At 33.1% G+C, this 17,389-nt stretch carries 20 protein-coding genes; 10 read left to right on the top strand and 10 right to left on the bottom strand.

All coding sequences use genetic code 11. The annotated features are described in order from the left end of the window. Position 1 precedes the first annotated feature (1 nt). Positions 2–964, bottom strand: coding sequence for an AAA family ATPase (locus EPK97_RS03260; protein WP_162035153.1), 963 nt, complete (start codon positions 962–964; stop codon positions 2–4). A gap of 248 nt (positions 965–1,212) precedes the next feature. On the opposite strand from EPK97_RS03260, the gene EPK97_RS03265 reads away from it, so the two are divergent. The 5 genes from EPK97_RS03265 to EPK97_RS03285 all read left to right on the top strand — a co-directional run bounded on the left by EPK97_RS03265 (position 1,213) and on the right by EPK97_RS03285 (position 4,144). Then, complete coding sequence (locus tag EPK97_RS03265; protein WP_162035154.1) at positions 1,213–1,902, top strand: Crp/Fnr family transcriptional regulator; 690 nt, start codon at positions 1,213–1,215, stop codon at positions 1,900–1,902. Positions 1,903–2,083: 181 nt separating this feature from the next. After that, complete coding sequence (locus EPK97_RS03270) at positions 2,084–2,341, top strand: DUF2249 domain-containing protein (protein ID WP_240903669.1); 258 nt, start codon at positions 2,084–2,086, stop codon at positions 2,339–2,341. Positions 2,342–2,343: 2 nt separating this feature from the next. After that, the gene (locus EPK97_RS03275; RefSeq protein WP_162035155.1) at positions 2,344–2,556 is read left to right on the top strand and encodes a DUF2249 domain-containing protein; all 213 of its coding nucleotides are present in this window, start codon (positions 2,344–2,346) and stop codon (positions 2,554–2,556) included. 6 nt (positions 2,557–2,562) lie between these two features. Beyond that, positions 2,563–3,813: a hypothetical protein gene (locus EPK97_RS03280; protein WP_162035156.1), complete on the top strand. Its 1,251-nt coding sequence runs from the start codon at positions 2,563–2,565 to the stop codon at positions 3,811–3,813. A 31-nt stretch (positions 3,814–3,844) separates the two neighbouring features. Then, the gene (locus EPK97_RS03285; RefSeq protein ID WP_162035157.1) at positions 3,845–4,144 is read left to right on the top strand and encodes a metal-sulfur cluster assembly factor; all 300 of its coding nucleotides are present in this window, start codon (positions 3,845–3,847) and stop codon (positions 4,142–4,144) included. A gap of 71 nt (positions 4,145–4,215) precedes the next feature. On the opposite strand, the gene spoVAE is transcribed toward EPK97_RS03285, so the two are convergent. The 4 genes from spoVAE to EPK97_RS03305 are packed head-to-tail and all read right to left on the bottom strand — an operon-like array spanning position 4,216 to position 6,935. Beyond that, positions 4,216–4,566: a stage V sporulation protein AE gene (gene spoVAE / locus EPK97_RS03290; RefSeq protein ID WP_162035445.1), complete on the bottom strand. Its 351-nt coding sequence runs from the start codon at positions 4,564–4,566 to the stop codon at positions 4,216–4,218. A gap of 12 nt (positions 4,567–4,578) precedes the next feature. Next, the gene (gene spoVAD / locus EPK97_RS03295) at positions 4,579–5,586 is read right to left on the bottom strand and encodes a stage V sporulation protein AD (RefSeq protein ID WP_162035158.1); all 1,008 of its coding nucleotides are present in this window, start codon (positions 5,584–5,586) and stop codon (positions 4,579–4,581) included. A gap of 2 nt (positions 5,587–5,588) precedes the next feature. Then, positions 5,589–6,065, bottom strand: coding sequence for a stage V sporulation protein AC (spoVAC, locus tag EPK97_RS03300; protein WP_162035159.1), 477 nt, complete (start codon positions 6,063–6,065; stop codon positions 5,589–5,591). 12 nt (positions 6,066–6,077) lie between these two features. Continuing rightward, positions 6,078–6,935, bottom strand: a complete 858-nt coding sequence (locus EPK97_RS03305) for a DUF421 domain-containing protein (protein WP_162035446.1) — start codon at positions 6,933–6,935, stop codon at positions 6,078–6,080. A 183-nt stretch (positions 6,936–7,118) separates the two neighbouring features. Here EPK97_RS03305 and EPK97_RS03310 point away from each other — a divergent pair, with 183 nt between their 5' ends. Further along, on the top strand, positions 7,119–7,325 hold the full coding sequence (locus EPK97_RS03310) for a DUF1657 domain-containing protein (protein ID WP_160646325.1): 207 nt from the start codon (positions 7,119–7,121) through the stop codon (positions 7,323–7,325). A 137-nt stretch (positions 7,326–7,462) separates the two neighbouring features. Beyond that, positions 7,463–7,654: a hypothetical protein gene (locus EPK97_RS03315; RefSeq protein ID WP_162035160.1), complete on the top strand. Its 192-nt coding sequence runs from the start codon at positions 7,463–7,465 to the stop codon at positions 7,652–7,654. A gap of 88 nt (positions 7,655–7,742) precedes the next feature. On the opposite strand, the gene EPK97_RS03320 is transcribed toward EPK97_RS03315, so the two are convergent. Next, positions 7,743–8,240 carry a hypothetical protein gene (locus tag EPK97_RS03320; RefSeq protein WP_162035161.1) on the bottom strand — a complete coding sequence of 166 codons (498 nt, stop codon included), beginning with the start codon at positions 8,238–8,240 and terminating at the stop codon, positions 7,743–7,745. A 28-nt stretch (positions 8,241–8,268) separates the two neighbouring features. Next, positions 8,269–9,210 carry an L-lactate dehydrogenase gene (locus tag EPK97_RS03325; RefSeq protein ID WP_162035162.1) on the bottom strand — a complete coding sequence of 314 codons (942 nt, stop codon included), beginning with the start codon at positions 9,208–9,210 and terminating at the stop codon, positions 8,269–8,271. A 187-nt stretch (positions 9,211–9,397) separates the two neighbouring features. Between EPK97_RS03325 and EPK97_RS03330 the strand changes: the two genes are divergently transcribed. Further along, positions 9,398–10,597, top strand: a complete 1,200-nt coding sequence (locus tag EPK97_RS03330) for an aminotransferase-like domain-containing protein (RefSeq protein ID WP_162035163.1) — start codon at positions 9,398–9,400, stop codon at positions 10,595–10,597. A gap of 29 nt (positions 10,598–10,626) precedes the next feature. Here the strand turns inward: EPK97_RS03330 and EPK97_RS03335 are convergent, their stop codons facing one another. Further along, positions 10,627–12,231 (bottom strand): alkaline phosphatase family protein, encoded by a 1,605-nt coding sequence (locus tag EPK97_RS03335; RefSeq protein WP_162035164.1) that lies wholly within the window; start codon positions 12,229–12,231, stop codon positions 10,627–10,629. A 173-nt stretch (positions 12,232–12,404) separates the two neighbouring features. On the opposite strand from EPK97_RS03335, the gene ric reads away from it, so the two are divergent. Beyond that, a complete protein-coding gene (ric, locus tag EPK97_RS03340) occupies positions 12,405–13,112 on the top strand; it encodes an iron-sulfur cluster repair di-iron protein (RefSeq protein ID WP_162035165.1) in 708 nt (235 codons plus the stop codon). Positions 13,113–13,208: 96 nt separating this feature from the next. Here ric and EPK97_RS03345 read toward each other — a convergent pair whose 3' ends face one another. Next, positions 13,209–14,204 (bottom strand): DUF4003 family protein, encoded by a 996-nt coding sequence (locus tag EPK97_RS03345; RefSeq protein WP_162035166.1) that lies wholly within the window; start codon positions 14,202–14,204, stop codon positions 13,209–13,211. A gap of 190 nt (positions 14,205–14,394) precedes the next feature. Here EPK97_RS03345 and EPK97_RS03350 point away from each other — a divergent pair, with 190 nt between their 5' ends. Further along, a complete protein-coding gene (locus tag EPK97_RS03350) occupies positions 14,395–14,682 on the top strand; it encodes a DUF3817 domain-containing protein (RefSeq protein ID WP_162035167.1) in 288 nt (95 codons plus the stop codon). A gap of 83 nt (positions 14,683–14,765) precedes the next feature. Here the strand turns inward: EPK97_RS03350 and EPK97_RS03355 are convergent, their stop codons facing one another. Further along, complete coding sequence (locus tag EPK97_RS03355) at positions 14,766–17,264, bottom strand: U32 family peptidase (RefSeq protein WP_162035168.1); 2,499 nt, start codon at positions 17,262–17,264, stop codon at positions 14,766–14,768. Between the last annotated feature and the right edge of the window lie 125 nt (positions 17,265–17,389).

The raw sequence follows: 17,389 nt of genomic DNA on the forward strand, positions 1-17,389 counted from the left end.
ATTACTCCATTCGTAATTTAACGGGTACGGTAACTTGTTCCATAATAGTTTCCAGTACAGATTCAACCGTATTTCCTTCCATACGTACATCCGATTGTAGTATCATTCTATGGTTTAATACATATGGCGTTAATTGTTTAATATCATCTGGTATTACATAATCTCTTTCTTTTAGAAAAGCTAACGATTTTGCTGCATGAATCAAAGCTAGTGTAGCTCTTGGACTTGCCCCTAATAAGATTGATTTGTGTTGACGAGTATTTCTTACAATTGCAATGGCATATTGAGACACTGCCTGATCAATATGAACATGTTTTACCTTCTCTTGAATGTTTAAAATCATTTCCATATCAGTGACTGGCTTTAAATCTAACAATGGATTATTTTGACTATATGCATTTACCATGTTTAATTCAGTTACTTCATCTGGATACCCCAAACTAAACTTCATCATAAAACGATCTAACTGCGCTTCAGGCAGCAGATATGTACCTGCAAAATCTATTGGGTTTTGTGTGGCTAGCATCATAAAGGGTTTCGGCAATTCATGGCTAACACCATCTACAGTAACACTTTTTTCCTCCATTGCTTCTAATAATGCGGCTTGTGTTTTCGTAGTCGCTCTATTAATTTCATCAATGAGTAAAATATTTGTTATTACAGGACCTGGTCGAAAAACAAATGAATCGTCTTTTGGGTGATAAATGGAAACGCCAGTAATATCTGTTGGTAATAAATCTGGGTTACACTGAATTCGATGGAACTGTCCATCAATTGATTTAGCTAATGATTTAATTAATACCGTTTTCCCTGTACCGGGGACATCCTCAAGCAACACATGTCCTTCAGCTAATAACACAGTGAGTAATAGTTCAATTTCCTCTGATTTGCCCAAAATACAACTTTCCAAATTTCCCTTCAACGATTTTGTAACAGAAAACTCTTCATTCGTAAACGCTTCCATTCCTATTTCCTCCCCCACTTGTATATATTATTTTATTTTACATGAATATTCCGATTTTTTGTACAGTGTATTTTTCAGAATTAATTTGTATATTTCTCATGTAAGCCAAAAAATCAGGTACATTATTCAAAAATTTATCAAACTACTTGATTTTACAGTTAACATCAGAAATTTATTTTACTTAGAAAAATCATTGCTTTATATTAAAGGAATAAGATTTATGAAATGAAGTAAGGAGCAATTATTAAATGAATGTAGAGGTAATCAAATCTTTTTTGCATCAAATACCATTATTTAGAGAACTCTCTGATGAAGAGCTCGATGCCATTGTAAACATTACACAACTTAGAAAATATAGACAGCGAATGTTAGTATTCATGCAAGGAGATCCACTTGATCGAGTATTTTTTATTCATAGTGGAAAGTTAAAGATTTATAAAACCGATCTAAATGGAAAAGAACAAATCGTATCCATACTTCAAAATGGAGAAATGTTTCCTCATGTAGGTTTTTTTAGGCAAGGTACTTTTCCTGCACATGCAGAAATAATTGAAGATGCAAATTTATTTGTCATATCCATTAAAGATTTTGAAAAAATGCTACTTCAATACCCTGATGTAAGCATAAAGCTATTTAGGGTTATGGGAGAAAAAATCATTGACTTGCAAAATCAGTTGGAAGAAAAGATTTTACATAATACATATGAACAAATCATTTTGTTACTCATACGATTAGGAAAAAAACACGGAGTAATCGCTGAAGGTGGTTTCGTACAACTCACAACTCAATTTACAAATCGTGAATTGGCTAACATGATCGGTTCTACTAGAGAAACCATCAATAGAACTTTAAACCAATTCAAAAAAAACAACATGTTAAAGGAAAACGAACAAGGTTTCTTGATTCATGTTGAAAAACTTAAAGAGGAGCTATTTTAAAAATAACCAAATGAATTCTGTTGGATTTTTAAAATATCGTCTTGGAGGCTCGCCAATCGGCGAGTTTTCTTTATTTTGTATTGAGGTGAATTAGCTGTGATTCAGATCACTTTTTCATGTAATAAAAATGATTATCATTAGGATATAACCATTTTTTATGATTCAAGGAGGATGATTTGTAATGAGTGAAAACATGAATCAAGAAGGTAAGAATATTATTGAACTTGATGTTAGAGTCGACTTAAATAATAAATTAGACCCTTTCAAAAAAATCATGGAGGCCATTAAAAGTGTAGGTTCAGGTGATTTATTTATTCTGCATGCTACTTTTAAACCTGTTCCTTTACTTAAGGTGATGAAAGGGAAAGGTTTTATACATCAAGTAGAACAAATAGAAGATAAACATTGGAAAATCATTTTTTCGAAAGCTGGTGAATGAATATGATATTAGATAATCGTGGATTAGAACCTCCTCAGCCGATGATGAGAATCCTTGAAGCGCTTGAAAAACAAAATATTAATGAGGAGATTATTGCCATCAATGATCGGCAGCCTATGTTTTTATATGCTGAACTAGAAGAAAGAGGATTTGTTCATAAAACCACACAACAAGATGATGGAAGTTATAAAATTATTATTCAAAAGAAAGGGTGAATTCGAATGAACCCTTCTTTAACTACTGGAACAAAAACAAATATTGTACTTCCGTTATCTTTTATTTTATATAGCTTAATGGCATTGATTATTTCGCAATTCGTTTTGTTCCTTAATGGGGAAATGATCATACAGGGAATTTATCGTACACCAGAAATATGGATGACAGCTCATTTATTATTGCTTGGTTTTGTAATGATGGTTGCAATGGGGGCTATGTATCAACTAGTTCCTGTCGTTTTTCTAACCCCAATCTGGAGTGAAAAGTTTGGCTTTTTGCAATTTTTCATCTCCGCTATGGGTATTCTAAGTTTTTCAGTCTCCCTTGCTTATTACCTTGAATATGCCATGTATTCTGGCGGATTAACCCTGCTTGGAATTCTTATGTTTTTATTTCAAATGTGGAAAACAATTAAAAAACAATCAAATAAGAACATCTTAACAGTATTTGTAGGCACCGCTTTAATTTGTTTGTTGTTAACAATCTGCTTAGGAATATTATTAACAGTGAATTTAGGTTTAAATATCGACCTTATCAATCATTTTACTGTGTTAAAAACACATATTTTGTTAGGGTTGGCTGGTTGGTTTACACTTTTAATTTTTGGATTTTCTTATAAAATGATCCCCATGTTTTCATTATCACACGGCTATTCCATGAAATTGAGTATGTATGTATACTGCACTTACGTTTCAGGTTTATTGATATCTGTTTTATCTTTTTCACTGGATAGTAAAATAATATTAAAATTTGGTTTTATTTTACTTTTGATTGGGTTCAGTATATTTATCTTACACATGAAAAACATCTTAAAAAAACGTCTAAAGAAAAATCTTGATCGAGCTTTTGTATTTTCACTGATTGGAATTTTATTTGGCTGGATCCTTCATCTTATAGCAATGTTTTATGTTTTGTTCTTTGAAATTTCCATCTCAATTATTGGCATACTCATCTACCTTTATATTTTTGGGTGGATCATATTTAGTATTATGGGGTATTTATACAAAATTGTTCCATTTCTGTGGTGGACACATCGATATAGTGAACAAGTAGGTAAAACAGATGTACCCATTTTAAAAAATATAGCTAATGAAAAATTAGGAGCCTTTCTATTTTTCTCATTTATTATAACTGTTTTGGGTGTAGGTTTTGCTATTCTGTTTTCCTGGCTATTAGGATTTTATTTTTTTCAAGGAATTTTAGTGTTCCTTTCAATTACCTATAGTGCTGCCATTATTAATGTGCTAAGAAAGTAAAATTTTAATTATGAAAATGGAGGTTTTATAAATGAGTTTAAAAGATAAGATTTACGAAAAGTTAAAATCTGTCATTGATCCAGAACTAAATATTAATGTAGTTGATTTAGGTTTGATTTATGAAGTAGAAATCAACAAACATAATAATGTATATATCAAAATGACACTTACAACACCTGGTTGCCCCCTTCACGATAGTATTACAAGTGGCGTAGAGGCTGCTGTTGCAAGCTTAGAAGATATAAATAAAGTTGATGTTGATCTTGTTTGGGATCCGCCATGGAATCCAGAGAAAATGAGTGCTGAAGCTATGAAAAAATTGCAATCATAACGGATTTAACCTGCTTCCTTTTTTTGTAAAGTTAAAAATAGGAAGCAGGTTCTGTTTTATCAATTATGAAGTTATCCTTTAGGTTTAAACACCAGTGCAGCAAGAAAAGAGAATATAATAGCTGCTGAGACACCAGCACTTGTTACCTCAAAAATCCCTGTTATGACACCTATATAACCATCTCTTTCTAACTCAGCTAATGCCCCGTGTACAAGTGCATTCCCAAAGCTTGTAATCGGTACAGTAGCACCTGCTCCTGCAAAATCCTCAAAAGGTTCATACCAGCCAATACCATCAAGTACTGCGCCTGCTACGACAAGTGTACTCATCGTGTGTGCTGGGGTCATTCTTCCTACATCCAATAGAAATTGTCCAATCACACAGACTCCGCCTCCAACTACAAATGCCCAAAAATATTGTATCAATTCATCACCTCATTCACTTTCTATACTTACTGCATGTGCAATGCAAGGAATACTCTCACCTTGCTGATATGATATAGGGGAGTGTAATGCCCCTGTTGCAACAACGAGTATTCGATTCAGTTCTCCATTACGTAATTTTTTCATTAAATGACCATATGTAACTACTGCAGAACATCCACATCCACTTCCACCTGCAATAATTAAATAAGAATCAAGTTCGTAAATCATTAATCCACAATCTTTAAATTCCGTTTGATCTATCGGAATTTTATGTTTGTGAAACAAATCTGCAGCAATTTGATGCCCCACTTTTGCTAAGTCTCCTGTCACAATTAAATCATAATGATCAGGTGTAATTTGAAAATCTCTTAAGTGAGCCTCAATCGTATCCACTGCCGCTGGTGCCATAGCTACTCCCATATTAAACGGGTCTGTAATTCCCATATCCACCACTTTTCCAATCGTGGCACCAGTGACTCTAGGTCCATTCCCTTCTTTAGCAATGATAGAAGCTCCAGCACCAGTAACTGTATATTGTGCTGTTGGAGGTTTTTGTGAACCGTATTCTGTAGGATATCTAAACTGTTTTTCCACAGAACTGTTATGGCTGCAAGCACCACAAGCAATATGATTCGCAGCTCCAGAATTAACCAATAAGGAAGATAACGATAAACTTACCATTGATGTTGAACATGCACCAAATACTCCCAAATAAGGTACGGCTAAAGTTCTAGCTGTAAAGCTGTTACTAATGATCTGATTCATAAGATCCCCTCCTAAATAGAAGTCGATCCCATCTGTAGTAAGATTTGCTTTTTTAATTGCCAATTTCACAGTCTCTTCCATAAATTTTTGCTCTGCTTGTTCCCAGCTGTCTTGACCTATCCAATTATCCTCATGAATAATATCAAAATCATTCACAAGAGGTCCCTTTCCTTCTTCAGGACCTACTATTGTGGCTGTTGAGATAATAACGGGTTTATTTTCAAACTTCCAGCTTTGATGGCCTTGCAACATAATTAAGCTCCTCCGGTTCCTATAAAGATATGAATAATCCCAATAATAAAGGCTGCAACAACACCAAATACAATAACAGAACCAGCAAGTTTAAACATATTACCACCGACGCCAAGCACATAACCTTCACTACGGTGTTCTAAAGCTGCAGAACACATGGAATTCGCAAATCCTGTAACAGGTACTGCAGATCCTGCTCCTGCCCATTGTGCAAATTTATCATATACACCTAGGCTGGTTAAAAGGATGGAAATAAGTATTAATATTGCAACCGTTGGGTCCCCAGCTTTGTCTTCTTCAAAATGAAACCAATGTACCATTGCGTCTTGAATACCTTGTCCAATCAAACAAATGATACCTCCAGCGAAAAATGCACGTATCGAATTTTTAATTACAGGTCTTTGAGGTTCCCTCTCCTTTGCAAATGATTGATATTGCTGTTGTACAGGAGTTAACGTTTTTTTCTTTTTATTCGCCATAAAAACATCCCCTTATTTTAAAAGTGGTGTTAATCTAGAAATCATTTTGTTTAACTTCATTAAATTAGTTTCATACATTTTTTTTGCATCTTCATTTTCAGTAGATAAACCAAACAATTCAATATCAGCTGCACATTTTTTCAATGTTGACAATAGAATAGCCTTTTGTTGAGGTTGTGGAACTTGAAGCTGATCATCATATAAATCAACATAGAGTTCACCATAATTATCTACTTGAGCTAAAAACACATTTTCTATAGTAACTCCTAGTTTTTCTAATTCCGTATGTAACCATTCACGATTTAATCCGATGGTTGCTAATGGTTCATTGATCACATTTCCATCCATGATGACTGTTTGAGATTCTTGTTCATTAGGTAATTTCAACCCAAGATGTCGAGGTGTGATAGGTTGATTTTCATTCTTTAATAAAACAGATAGGTCTCCCGAAGTTTCCAATACTGCAAATTCTACATCTGCTACATTAAAAGCGTTTTTCTTTCTCAATTGAGACAACAAATCATCCGTATTATATTTAACCTTTTCCATATTATCTTCTAATATTTTGCCATCCTTGATTAATGTAGTTCCTTTTCCTTCCATCCAATCCCGAATTTTTTTACTTTTTAATAACAATTTCTCAATAAAAAATGCAACTACAACCCAAACAGTTAATGCTATTAATCCAGTACCCCAATTCAAGAAATCTATGGAACTAAATCCAGCCAAGCTCCCAATGGTAATACCCACAATATATTGAAAATAATTCAATTCTGAAATTTGTCTGTTGCCAAGTAATAAACGAGTTAGCAAAAACATAACGATAATCGCCGCTAAAGACTTCCAAACAATTTGAATCCATTCAGGCAGCAAAATGATTCACTCCTTCCCTTGATTAATATTCATTATCTGCAATGTTGCCTTATGTTATGAATCGTAATATTTTTCCAAATAGAAAAGTCACTCATAGGGTAAAATAAAATGAGTGTGAAATTGATATGAAAAATAGATAACGTTATCCTACACAAAATTAAAATTACGAGGTGTATAAATATGACTGTAGCATCAGATGTAAAAACATGTTTAGCTTCATTGAAAAGTGCTCAAGCAAGCCTGGAACAATTTGCACTAAGCACTCAAAATCAAGCCGCAAAAACTTTATTTGAAAATTGCGCTCAAACCACACAACAAGTCGTAGATCAAATAGGAACAAGAGTTCAACAATTAGAAAATGAAGAACCACAGTATAAAGGACTATAACTTTTTACCTAAAAAGTAAATTTGTTTCCCTTCTTTATTCTTCATTATCTTGATATTTGAGTATTGCACATATGTTAAATCAGTTATAAAATGGTATAAAATAGAAAAATCTGAATAAAAGATTTGGAGTGATTCAAATGTTACTTTGGATATTCATCTTTATAGTACTTTTTTCTTTCTTCATTACAGCTATTGTTATTTCTTTAAAAGAAGATAGAAAAAAAGCCAACCAACCACATGTAAATACTGGAGAACATGATAGTGAAGAAAATTTCAAAAATTCAGCGTACATCAACGGAACTGACTATGGTTCTGGTAATATGAGTTAAGAACCATGGTCTTTTTATCCATAAGGCAACAAAAAACACCCACTAAGGGTGTTTTTTGTAATTAAATACGTTGCTGATCAATGACAACTTAATATTCCATTGAATTTGCGATCTTTATTAAATCCTCCATAGAAAATTTCTTTTCTTGTTTGAAGACAAATAACATTGTGATTTTTTGTCCATTTTTATTCCAATGAATTGTTTTGTATGTTTCACTAATATCACCAATATAAGCCAATGTACCGTCTTTTAAATTTATTATCTGTTCTTTATCAGAAGGTGAGTCTTCAACTGCCAGATGATCAGAATATACATGTAAATTTACTTCATCACCAACAAATATCACTTCTGTAGAAAAAATAGGAGAATTTTCTGTCAATGTATCTTTTTGAGGATAGACAAAAATATTTTTCACTTCAAATGGAAATTCAGTTGGAACAGCAATTTCATCTTGAATATCTTTAGGTAGTTCTTCAATAACTTTTTTTACAGTTTCAGGATATTCGTCTTTTAATTTTTCAAGCGCATCCGTTCCGTTACAAGCTGTTAACAAAAAGATCAAACTAAAAATAAACATTTTCTTCATTTTATAATCTCCTTGTTCCTTTAAATGTTTATTTTTGCTCTAACTCTGAATTAATTTTTTCAATTTGTTCTTTCATTTTATGAGCTGATTGTTGAAATTTTTGTTGTTCTTCATCTGTTAATGTTATAGGAACAACTTCTCTTATACCTGATTGATCTACTATACAAGGAACACCAATATACACATCTGAAACTCCTTGATAATCTTCTATATATGTAGAAACATTAAGGACTGCACTTTCATCACGTAAAATAGCTGTACAAATTCTATCCAAAGCTAATGCTATTGCATAATACGTAGAACCTTTAGCTTGAATGATTTGATATGCTGCATCCCTAGTATTTTCAAAAATTTCCTTTTTATCTTCATCAGAAAGCGTTAAGGGCATGCCAGCAAAGTTAGATAAACTCCATACTGGAACCTCTGAATCACCATGCTCACCAATAATTTTTGCATGAATACTTCGCGGATCAACATTCATTTTTTCACCAATAAGATATTTAAATCTTGAACTATCCAATAGTGTTCCCGATCCAATAATTCTATTTTTAGGAAATCCAGACTTTTTCCATGAGAAATAAGACATAATGTCCACGGGGTTTGATGCGATTAATAAAATACCATGTTGATTATACTTTGTTACATTTTCGATGATGCTATCAAATATCATTACATTCTTTTTCAATAAATCAAGTCTTGTTTCTCCTTGTTTTTGCGCAGCTCCAGCAGCAATAATCACTATGTCCGCTTCAGCACAATCCTCGTAATCTCCAGCCCACACCTTTGTTTTACCAGTAAAAGGCAAACCATGATTCATATCTAGGGCATCACCCACAGCTTTTTGTTTATTATAATCAATTAATACAAGTTCTGTCATACGTTCACGTAGTAACAATGTATACGCTGTAGTAGATCCAACTGCACCCACTCCTATGACAACAACACGTGTTTTTTTATCTTTTTGTTCCATATCTATATTACATCCTTTCTAGGTGGTGCTTATTTCATCTATAATTTTTAATATTATAACTTACTTCATGGATGAAACAAAATCGATTTCAATGGAATTATTTAGTTCCAATAAATAAAATGTTCTTGCCAAATTCTGTTATTGTGTGCAAAAATCAATATAAACATTACATGTAGGGGGAATGTGAATGAAACTCCATTTTTCAGAGTCAATTCAACAATTAAAAACGTTAGCCACTCGTGAAATATTAAAATTAACTCAGGGTAATGATATCATTTCATTCGCAGGGGGATTACCAGCAGAGGATTTTTTCCCTGAGAAAGCCATTCAAGAGGCTTTTACTAAAGTCTTTGAACAAGGTAAGAATTCACTTCAATACGGAATTACAGAAGGTCATACCCCATTAAGAGAAGAAATCTGCAAAAGGATGTTATTAAAGGGTATTCAAGCCAACTTGGATCAAATTCAAATCACTACTGGTTCTCAACAAGCAATTGATCTCATCTCAAAAGTTTTCATAAATCCTGGCGACACTATACTAATTGAAAATCCAACTTATTTAGCTGCACTACAAGTATTTCAGGGTTATGGAGCAAATGTTGTAGAAGTTAGCAGTGATGATGACGGAATGGACCTAAATGATTTAACACAAAAAATAAACCATTTTCAACCTAAGTTCATTTATGTTACCCCTACCTTTGCAAATCCAACTGGACGTGTATGGAGTAGTGAAAGAAAACAAGGAATACTACAAATTTGTAAAGAGTTTGAAACCATTTTAATTGAAGATGATCCATATGGAGAAATTCAGTTTAATAAAGCAGCAGACTATTCTTCTATCTATTCTTTACATTCAACCAATGATTTTAATCCTGTTCTTTATACAAGTACATTTTCTAAAATAGTTGCACCTGCACTACGAACAGGTTGGGTTATTGGTGATCAACGTATTATTCAACAAATTACTAAAGCAAAACAAACGGCGGATATTCATTCAAGCATGATTGATCAACAAGCTTTATATTTTTTATTAAAAGACTTTGATCTTGATCAGCATATTATTAGTATCTGTAATGAATATAAACTTCGAAAAGAAAAAATGACACATCTATTACATCAATATGAAATTCCAGCCAAATGTATTGAACCTCAAGGTGGGATGTTCCTCTGGTTGACTATGGAAGATTCTACAATAAACTCAGCAGAGTTATTAAAAAGAGCCGTCCAAAATGGAGTTGCTTTTGTCCCAGGTACTGTATTTTATACAGGTGAAGCTGAAAAAAATACAATGAGATTAAATTTCACATATACAGGTGTTGAACAAATGGAAGTAGGAATCCAACGACTGCAGCATGTATTCAGTTCAACAAGTAACCCTCAATATTGAAGCCACTTCCATAAAGCTAAACTCTCCATTTATTTATTGGAAGTTTCTATACCCATCAATTGCAAGATCCAATCCTTAATATCTATTATTCGTGTATATTTAGGAAATGAGTTAGTACCTGTTATAATCATCGGCACGAACGAATCATCTGCATGTAATGAACCATGACCTGCTCCTCCTAGATGTATAGGAGAGTATTCATCTGTAAATTCATATTCTATTTTTGCATCTGCTACTAAAAACCTACCTTGATGTGAATGTAAAGCTCCATACAATCTGGCAAGCGCATCAGGGTAAGTTTGATATTGTAACTGATTATCTCTAAGAACAAGGTCAAGTATTTCCAAGTTCCCTTCTACTGACCAGAATTGCGCATACATATCCTGAATCATATTATTAGATTCAAAACTTAAACTTCCCTGATGATCTGGGGAAAGTACGTGTACTGATTTTTCGTCTTTCCACGCTACAAAATCAATTCGACTATCTTCCTTAATTTGCTCAGCAATTTTCTGTAAAGAAATATTGTCATCTAATACATAAATATAAGCCATCCGTTCATTTACACTTAATAATATCTGATCATGCTCCTTAACTTCTGAACCTAACTCATATATTTGGTATTTGTTTAACAATGATTTTAGTCTTATTAAATTTTTATCTTTATCTTTACCTATCTTGGATTGGCCACTATCCCCTAATATGATCCAATTTACTTTTTTTATAGCATCGTCCCAGGTTGGATACGAATTTAAAATCCTTTGTAGCTGCTCATCTACTTTTTTAATTCCTTCAGTTTCATCCACTCCTTTTTTATGTACAACTTGATCATTGTTTGGGAAATAAACCATTGAAAAAGGAGGTAGGATATCATTGTTCATTAAAAATAATAGTTCATTCGTAGAATATTGATCATTTAAACCAAACTTTTGCCAAACATGATGGTTTTGATTATTTGGATTCATTTGTGACATGCTGCCAAATGAAAAAAAAGTAGGAGCTTTCACATTGATTTTGTCTGGCAATTTACTAAATTGTGAAAAGGTATTCGGTAGAAAGAGTGTTTGAGTTTTAATACCTCTATAAATTAAACCATTGATTGACGCTGAATCGATTTCTTTTGTTGAGAGAGTCTCATAAATTGTTTTTACGTTTGGATTTAAATGTTTATCGTTTAAATATTTTAGACTATCTAATATCATATGGTATATACCATGCTTCCATATTTCCTTCATTCCACTTCCATAAGTAATGACACGTTTTTCTTTATCGTTATACCAGACTAACCCTGGAACTTGATGTTGATCCGCATATTTCCCTGTTAATATTGAACTATCTATTGTAACAGACATCGTTGGATAACTACTGACTACTTTAGGATAATACTTTCCTTTTTCTATCAAATATTTTATAGCCTCAGCTTCACCACTTTGAATGGCATTTTGCAATGGTTCATCCATTATTGAGTCTACAATAATCAATACTACAGGTTTTGTAGACGTGGAACTATAGTCAAAAGGTTTCAGATTAAATTCAGTTTTATTTAATTCAGAAGGATTTTGATCCAAACCCGCAATTAGAATCAACATGATAAATACAATTGAAGTTACTGTAATTGAGATCCATTTATTCAACATATATTCAATCCTTTAATGATCATAGATTTTAAATTATCATTACTTTATTGTGTGCAAATTTCAGTTTGATCATTCGATTTTCTCAGGTGTGATTCGAATCACAACACGAGGTCTTTTTATTCGTTATCTTTAGTATGAAAGTACTAATCTTTTTTTAGGAGGTAAGACAAATGGAGGCTACATTTCATGAGCAATCTATTGTTGGAGAAATTGTTACGAAGTTTCCCAGATCTGCTGACCTGTTTAAACAATATAAAATTGATTTCTGTTGTGGGGGAGACAAACCATTAAAAAGTGCTATTGAGGGTAAGGAAATATTACTGGCTGACCTTTTAAAAACTTTAAACGAATCCTATGAGGATATGATAAGATCTAAAGAAAAAATCAAAGAATGGAATTCATTTTCTAATACTGTTTTAATCAATCATATCATCAACACACATCATCGTTTTTTAAATGAAGAATTACCCCAATTAAGTCCATATGTTACAAAGGTTTTCAGAGTCCATGGAGCTAAACAGAAACATTTAGCAAAAGTCCATTCTTTGTTCCACCAACTAAAAACTGAATTGGAACAGCATACAATGAAAGAAGAAAATGAAGTTTTTCCAATAATCATTTCATATGAAGACACCCATTCTGATGAGGATTTACAATTATTAAAAAAAGCAATTATAGAATTAGAAGATGACCATGACGATGCAGGGGATTGTATAAAAGAATTGAGAGAAATTACGAATGATTTCACTCCCCCAAGTGGTGCTTGTGGGACCTACAGACTTGTATATCAACGTTTAGAAGAATTAGAATCAGATATCTTTCAACACGTTCATTTAGAAAACAATATTTTGTTTCCACGTGTTTTAACACATAAGTAAAAGAAAGATAAATACAAATAGGATCATTCACCATGAACATTGGTCAATGATCCTTTTATCTTGTATATCCTTATTTATTGTGTTCTTCTAATATCTTTACTGTGAATTTATAGTTGATGCTGCTACTGATGTTGCGACAATCGCTGATACTGCAGCAGCCGTCTGTGCTGCGATTAATGCTTCGATCGATATACTTAATGTTGTATCAATCAATTTGTTCTGTTCTTTTTTATTTTCAATATATTGCTTACTCACGATTACTGAAGCTAAAAGTACATTCATACCTCTTCCTAACCATTTATATTTTTTAAGTCCTTTTAAATAGTTAGTCACTTCAATTAAATTTGAAACGACTTCATGCTGATCATCATCTAATAAGGTGATTAATCCAAGTGCTGCATAATACTGTGAATCAATCTTCAATTTGTTTTTCCTCAATTGATCAAATATACTTTTACATCTTTCAGATTTTATTTGTATATTCTCATCGCTAAATGACAAGATGTGAGAAAGTAGCTGTAGACCATTCCCTTTTCTAAATCCCTGTCTATTTAAAGCTCTATAAACTTCAACAATATTTTGTATACTTGTTTCAACAGACGAATCAGAATTAGCTAACATCACGCATAATGGATAGTCATCTCCACTTGTGATCCACGGATTATTCTTTTTCATTTCTGTAAATACCTCAAATGATTTCCTTATCCGTTCTTGCAGCATGTTTTCTTCACAAGTTAACAATAATGCATAACAAGTAATGGGCATATACTCACTATTTTTAAAACCTGCTTCTTTAAACCATTTTTCATAACTTAACAATTTTAGAAATTGTGCTTCTGGATCGTCAAATTCACTGCACAACAACATGGAAATCATAAACATATTACCTCTAAAGCTTGAAAACAGTCTAGTTTGATTTTTTATGTATTCACTAGTACTTTTAATACTACTTTTTACATATTTATTGTTCTTCTGAGTATAGGTAAGTGCAGCAAAGTGAAGAGATAGATTGTTTTCCCACCTAAAGTCTTTTTCCATTGTTAAATAAAGTTCTAACATTTCATCCACTTTTGTTTTTAGTGGTTGTTCCATGCATGCCCCTCCTATAATCGAATTCTTATTATATATGCTAACTTTCTATATAATCATACGGAGATATTAGGAAAAAGTTTCAATTTACGAATACTCCGTCATTTGTCACGAAAAATATTCATTTTACTCCTTTTAACTCTATCAATTTTTGATATAATGATTTTAATTTAGAAAAAGGAGCAGATTTTAGTTGAGTAAATCAATTCAGTTTTTTCGTTATGTTGGGTTTGCAGAAGGATTATCTTTCCTTATCCTGCTTTTAATTGCGATGCCTTTAAAGTATTTTTTTGAAATGCCTTCAGCAGTTTCAGTTGTTGGAGCTATCCATGGAGGTTTATTTATTCTTTATATTCTTACTGTTTTTTATGTTGCAACAGAACATAAATGGCCATTAAAAAGAACTTTACTTGCAGGAATAGCTTCAATTGTTCCATTCGGACCGTTTTTATTTGATGCACGTATTTTACGAAAAAGTTAGTTTTATTAAGATAGACAAAAAAGGACGGATTTTCATGCGTCCTTTTTTTAGCAGTCTATTTCCCGAGAAATATATTTTAATATTTATTTTGTAAGTTGACCTCTTGTGACTCCTAGTTGATTCGTTGCTTTTAATGTTCTCCACACTTGAGTACCACTAATTTCACCTTTAATCGCTTTCTCGTATAAGCTTATCACTTCTTTTACTTTTTCCGGAGATTCTTCTAAAAATTCAATACGAAAATGTGATACACCTGATTTTATGAAATGTTTTAAATACTCTGCCCCAGACTGTTCAATTGCATTATAAACGGTATTCCGACAGCCCTCATCTACACGAACTGGATGTGACATACCTATACGATCTCTTAAAGAAACACGATGCTCCTCACAAGGTCTTCCACAATTCGTATAATCTGTTCCTTCACTTAAAAAAGTGCAATAAACACAATGCTCAGTATGATACATAGGCAAGTGTTGATGTATCACAACTTCCAGCTTGGACGTATCTGTTTTATCTAATAAATCCATCATTTGCTGAATATTTAGATCATATGAAGGGGTACAGCGATCCAAACCTGAGTTTTGAAAAAGTTCAATGGTTTTATGATTTGCCATGTTTAAGGAAAAATCACCGAACATCAATGGGAATTCTTCAGTCGGATTTTCCTCTTTTCTTTTTATAAACTCATGGACAGCACCTGTATTTCTAAGCAAAACTGCATCAGGTTTCAGCTTTAAAATATGACTGAAATAACCTGTTTCTCCTGGCATATGAATACGTGGAGTTGTTAAAGTAATTTTCTTCCCAGCTTTACGAGCACAATCTACCGCGGCAGGGTATTGTTTAATAAATTCAAAATCTGCATAAATCCACTCAACATGAGTTTCAGATACAGCTTGTACTTGTTCTAGGTTTCTACATAGTACAACTAAATTAGGATCACCTGCTTGAGATTGATTTGTAACAGCATCACCGTATACATCCACTTCTCGTTTTGTATATGAAATTGGTTCTTGTCTTTTTTCTACTAACTGTTCAACCGCTTCACGACGAACTTTATTTAATTCTTTGATAGGAACAATGACTTGTCCTTCTAATTGATTGATCACATTTTCTAAATAAAAAATCGTGCCACCCATTCTTCCCAATTGATCCTGTAAAATTCCATCCTCTAAAGGTCTTTTTATGGCTTTCTCTAATATTTTTTCCGTCTGAACTGTAACTTGATGTTTAGTTTTTATATCTGTAAACTTTGCAGTCAGCGGTTCACCCTCTTTACCAGTTACCATCACTTCTAATGGAAAAATGTGATATGGTTTTTCAGTTTCAAAAGTTTCACGCAGGATTTTATCTAATTTAGGATCATTTGTTTTCCATATACGATCTCCTATGTGAACTCTTTGTAAATTAATATCGTTACGACCTAAAACAATTTCAATCAATTGCCCTTCTTTTGCTTCACCTTCAAACTTAATACCATCAACTATTAAATCATAAATACGTCCGCCTTCTTCATCTTTAGTTGGATCACCAGCATCATAAACGATCCCATCACCACGTTTTAAAGGAGCTTCTAACTTACAAACAACACCTCGTTTGGTTACTTGTTTCACATCTCCTAAAAAGACGCCTCTGCTTTTAGGAAATGTCCCCTCTACTAATTGTTTATTGTTCGTCCCTTTTAAAAACCCGTAAGTAAAACCACGAGAAAAACTTTGCTGTAATTCACGCATTTCATACTTATTCGGTTTTGCATTTTTACCTTCAAAATACCGATCTATCGCTTTTCTGTATTTACTCACAACATTCGCTACATATTCAGGACTTTTAAGGCGACCTTCTATTTTAAATGAAGTCACCCCTGCTTCAATCAGTTCTGGTACAATTTCAATCGCAGCTAAATCCTTTGGAGACAAAAGATAAGTGACATCTCCCATTGGCTGATGTTCACCGTCAACCAGCATGTCATAAGGCAATCTACAAGCTTGAGCGCACTCACCTCGGTTCGCTGAACGTCCTCCCCACATTTCTGAAGTTAAACATTGACCTGAGTAGGAGACACAAAGAGCCCCGTGAACAAAAACCTCCATCGGCAGTTTCGCTTCTTCTCCAATTCGTTGAATATGTTTTAAATTATTTTCTCTTCCTAACACAATTCTTTCCATCTCATAAGGTTTTGTAAATTCAGCCGCTTCAGGAGAAGTAATGGTCATTTGAGTCGAACCATGAATCGGAAAGTCTGGCGAGATTTCGCGAATCATTTTCACTAAACCTAAATCTTGTACGATCAAAGCATCTACTCCTGCATCCATACAGGCTTCAACCAATTTTTTTGCCGCTTCTAATTCATCTTCAAACACTAGTATGTTAAACGTAACGAACCCTTTTACGCCATAAGTGTGTAAAAAAGACACGACCTCTGGCAAATCTTCTATTGTAAAGTTCTTAGCTCTTACACGAGCATTAAACTTATCTACTCCAAAATAAACAGCATCCGCTCCATTGGCTACCGCTGCTTTCATACAATCCCAATCACCCGCAGGTGCTAGCAACTCTATATCTTCTATTTGACGTTTCATTATAGTCCTCCACTTATTTTTCACACACAAAGATTTATGTTGATTGATTATTCGATAACGAGATTTCCTAAAAAGCATTTGAAAAGTTAGTTATAATTAAGCTTTCTTTTTAGGAGAGCTAAATG

It is taken from the genome of Chengkuizengella sediminis, from assembly GCF_010078385.1.
Lineage (GTDB): Bacteria > Bacillota > Bacilli > Paenibacillales > KCTC-33759 > Chengkuizengella > Chengkuizengella sediminis.

What these genes read in the sequence shown, in the direction of transcription:
- EPK97_RS03275 (WP_162035155.1), top strand. Translation starts at nt 2,344, where the DNA reads ATGATATTAGATAATCGTGGATTAGAACCTCCTCAGCCGATGATGAGA.
- EPK97_RS03320 (WP_162035161.1), bottom strand. Translation starts at nt 8,240, where the DNA reads ATGAAGAAAATGTTTATTTTTAGTTTGATCTTTTTGTTAACAGCTTGT.
- EPK97_RS03315 (WP_162035160.1), top strand. Translation starts at nt 7,463, where the DNA reads ATGTTACTTTGGATATTCATCTTTATAGTACTTTTTTCTTTCTTCATT.
- ric (WP_162035165.1), top strand. Translation starts at nt 12,405, where the DNA reads ATGGAGGCTACATTTCATGAGCAATCTATTGTTGGAGAAATTGTTACG.
- EPK97_RS03345 (WP_162035166.1), bottom strand. Translation starts at nt 14,204, where the DNA reads ATGGAACAACCACTAAAAACAAAAGTGGATGAAATGTTAGAACTTTAT.
- EPK97_RS03280 (WP_162035156.1), top strand. Translation starts at nt 2,563, where the DNA reads ATGAACCCTTCTTTAACTACTGGAACAAAAACAAATATTGTACTTCCG.
- EPK97_RS03310 (WP_160646325.1), top strand. Translation starts at nt 7,119, where the DNA reads ATGACTGTAGCATCAGATGTAAAAACATGTTTAGCTTCATTGAAAAGT.
- spoVAD (WP_162035158.1), bottom strand. Translation starts at nt 5,586, where the DNA reads ATGTTGCAAGGCCATCAAAGCTGGAAGTTTGAAAATAAACCCGTTATT.
- EPK97_RS03270 (WP_240903669.1), top strand. Translation starts at nt 2,084, where the DNA reads ATGAGTGAAAACATGAATCAAGAAGGTAAGAATATTATTGAACTTGAT.
- EPK97_RS03260 (WP_162035153.1), bottom strand. Translation starts at nt 964, where the DNA reads ATGGAAGCGTTTACGAATGAAGAGTTTTCTGTTACAAAATCGTTGAAG.
- EPK97_RS03265 (WP_162035154.1), top strand. Translation starts at nt 1,213, where the DNA reads ATGAATGTAGAGGTAATCAAATCTTTTTTGCATCAAATACCATTATTT.
- EPK97_RS03355 (WP_162035168.1), bottom strand. Translation starts at nt 17,264, where the DNA reads ATGAAACGTCAAATAGAAGATATAGAGTTGCTAGCACCTGCGGGTGAT.
- spoVAC (WP_162035159.1), bottom strand. Translation starts at nt 6,065, where the DNA reads ATGGCGAATAAAAAGAAAAAAACGTTAACTCCTGTACAACAGCAATAT.
- EPK97_RS03330 (WP_162035163.1), top strand. Translation starts at nt 9,398, where the DNA reads ATGAAACTCCATTTTTCAGAGTCAATTCAACAATTAAAAACGTTAGCC.
- EPK97_RS03285 (WP_162035157.1), top strand. Translation starts at nt 3,845, where the DNA reads ATGAGTTTAAAAGATAAGATTTACGAAAAGTTAAAATCTGTCATTGAT.
- EPK97_RS03325 (WP_162035162.1), bottom strand. Translation starts at nt 9,210, where the DNA reads ATGGAACAAAAAGATAAAAAAACACGTGTTGTTGTCATAGGAGTGGGT.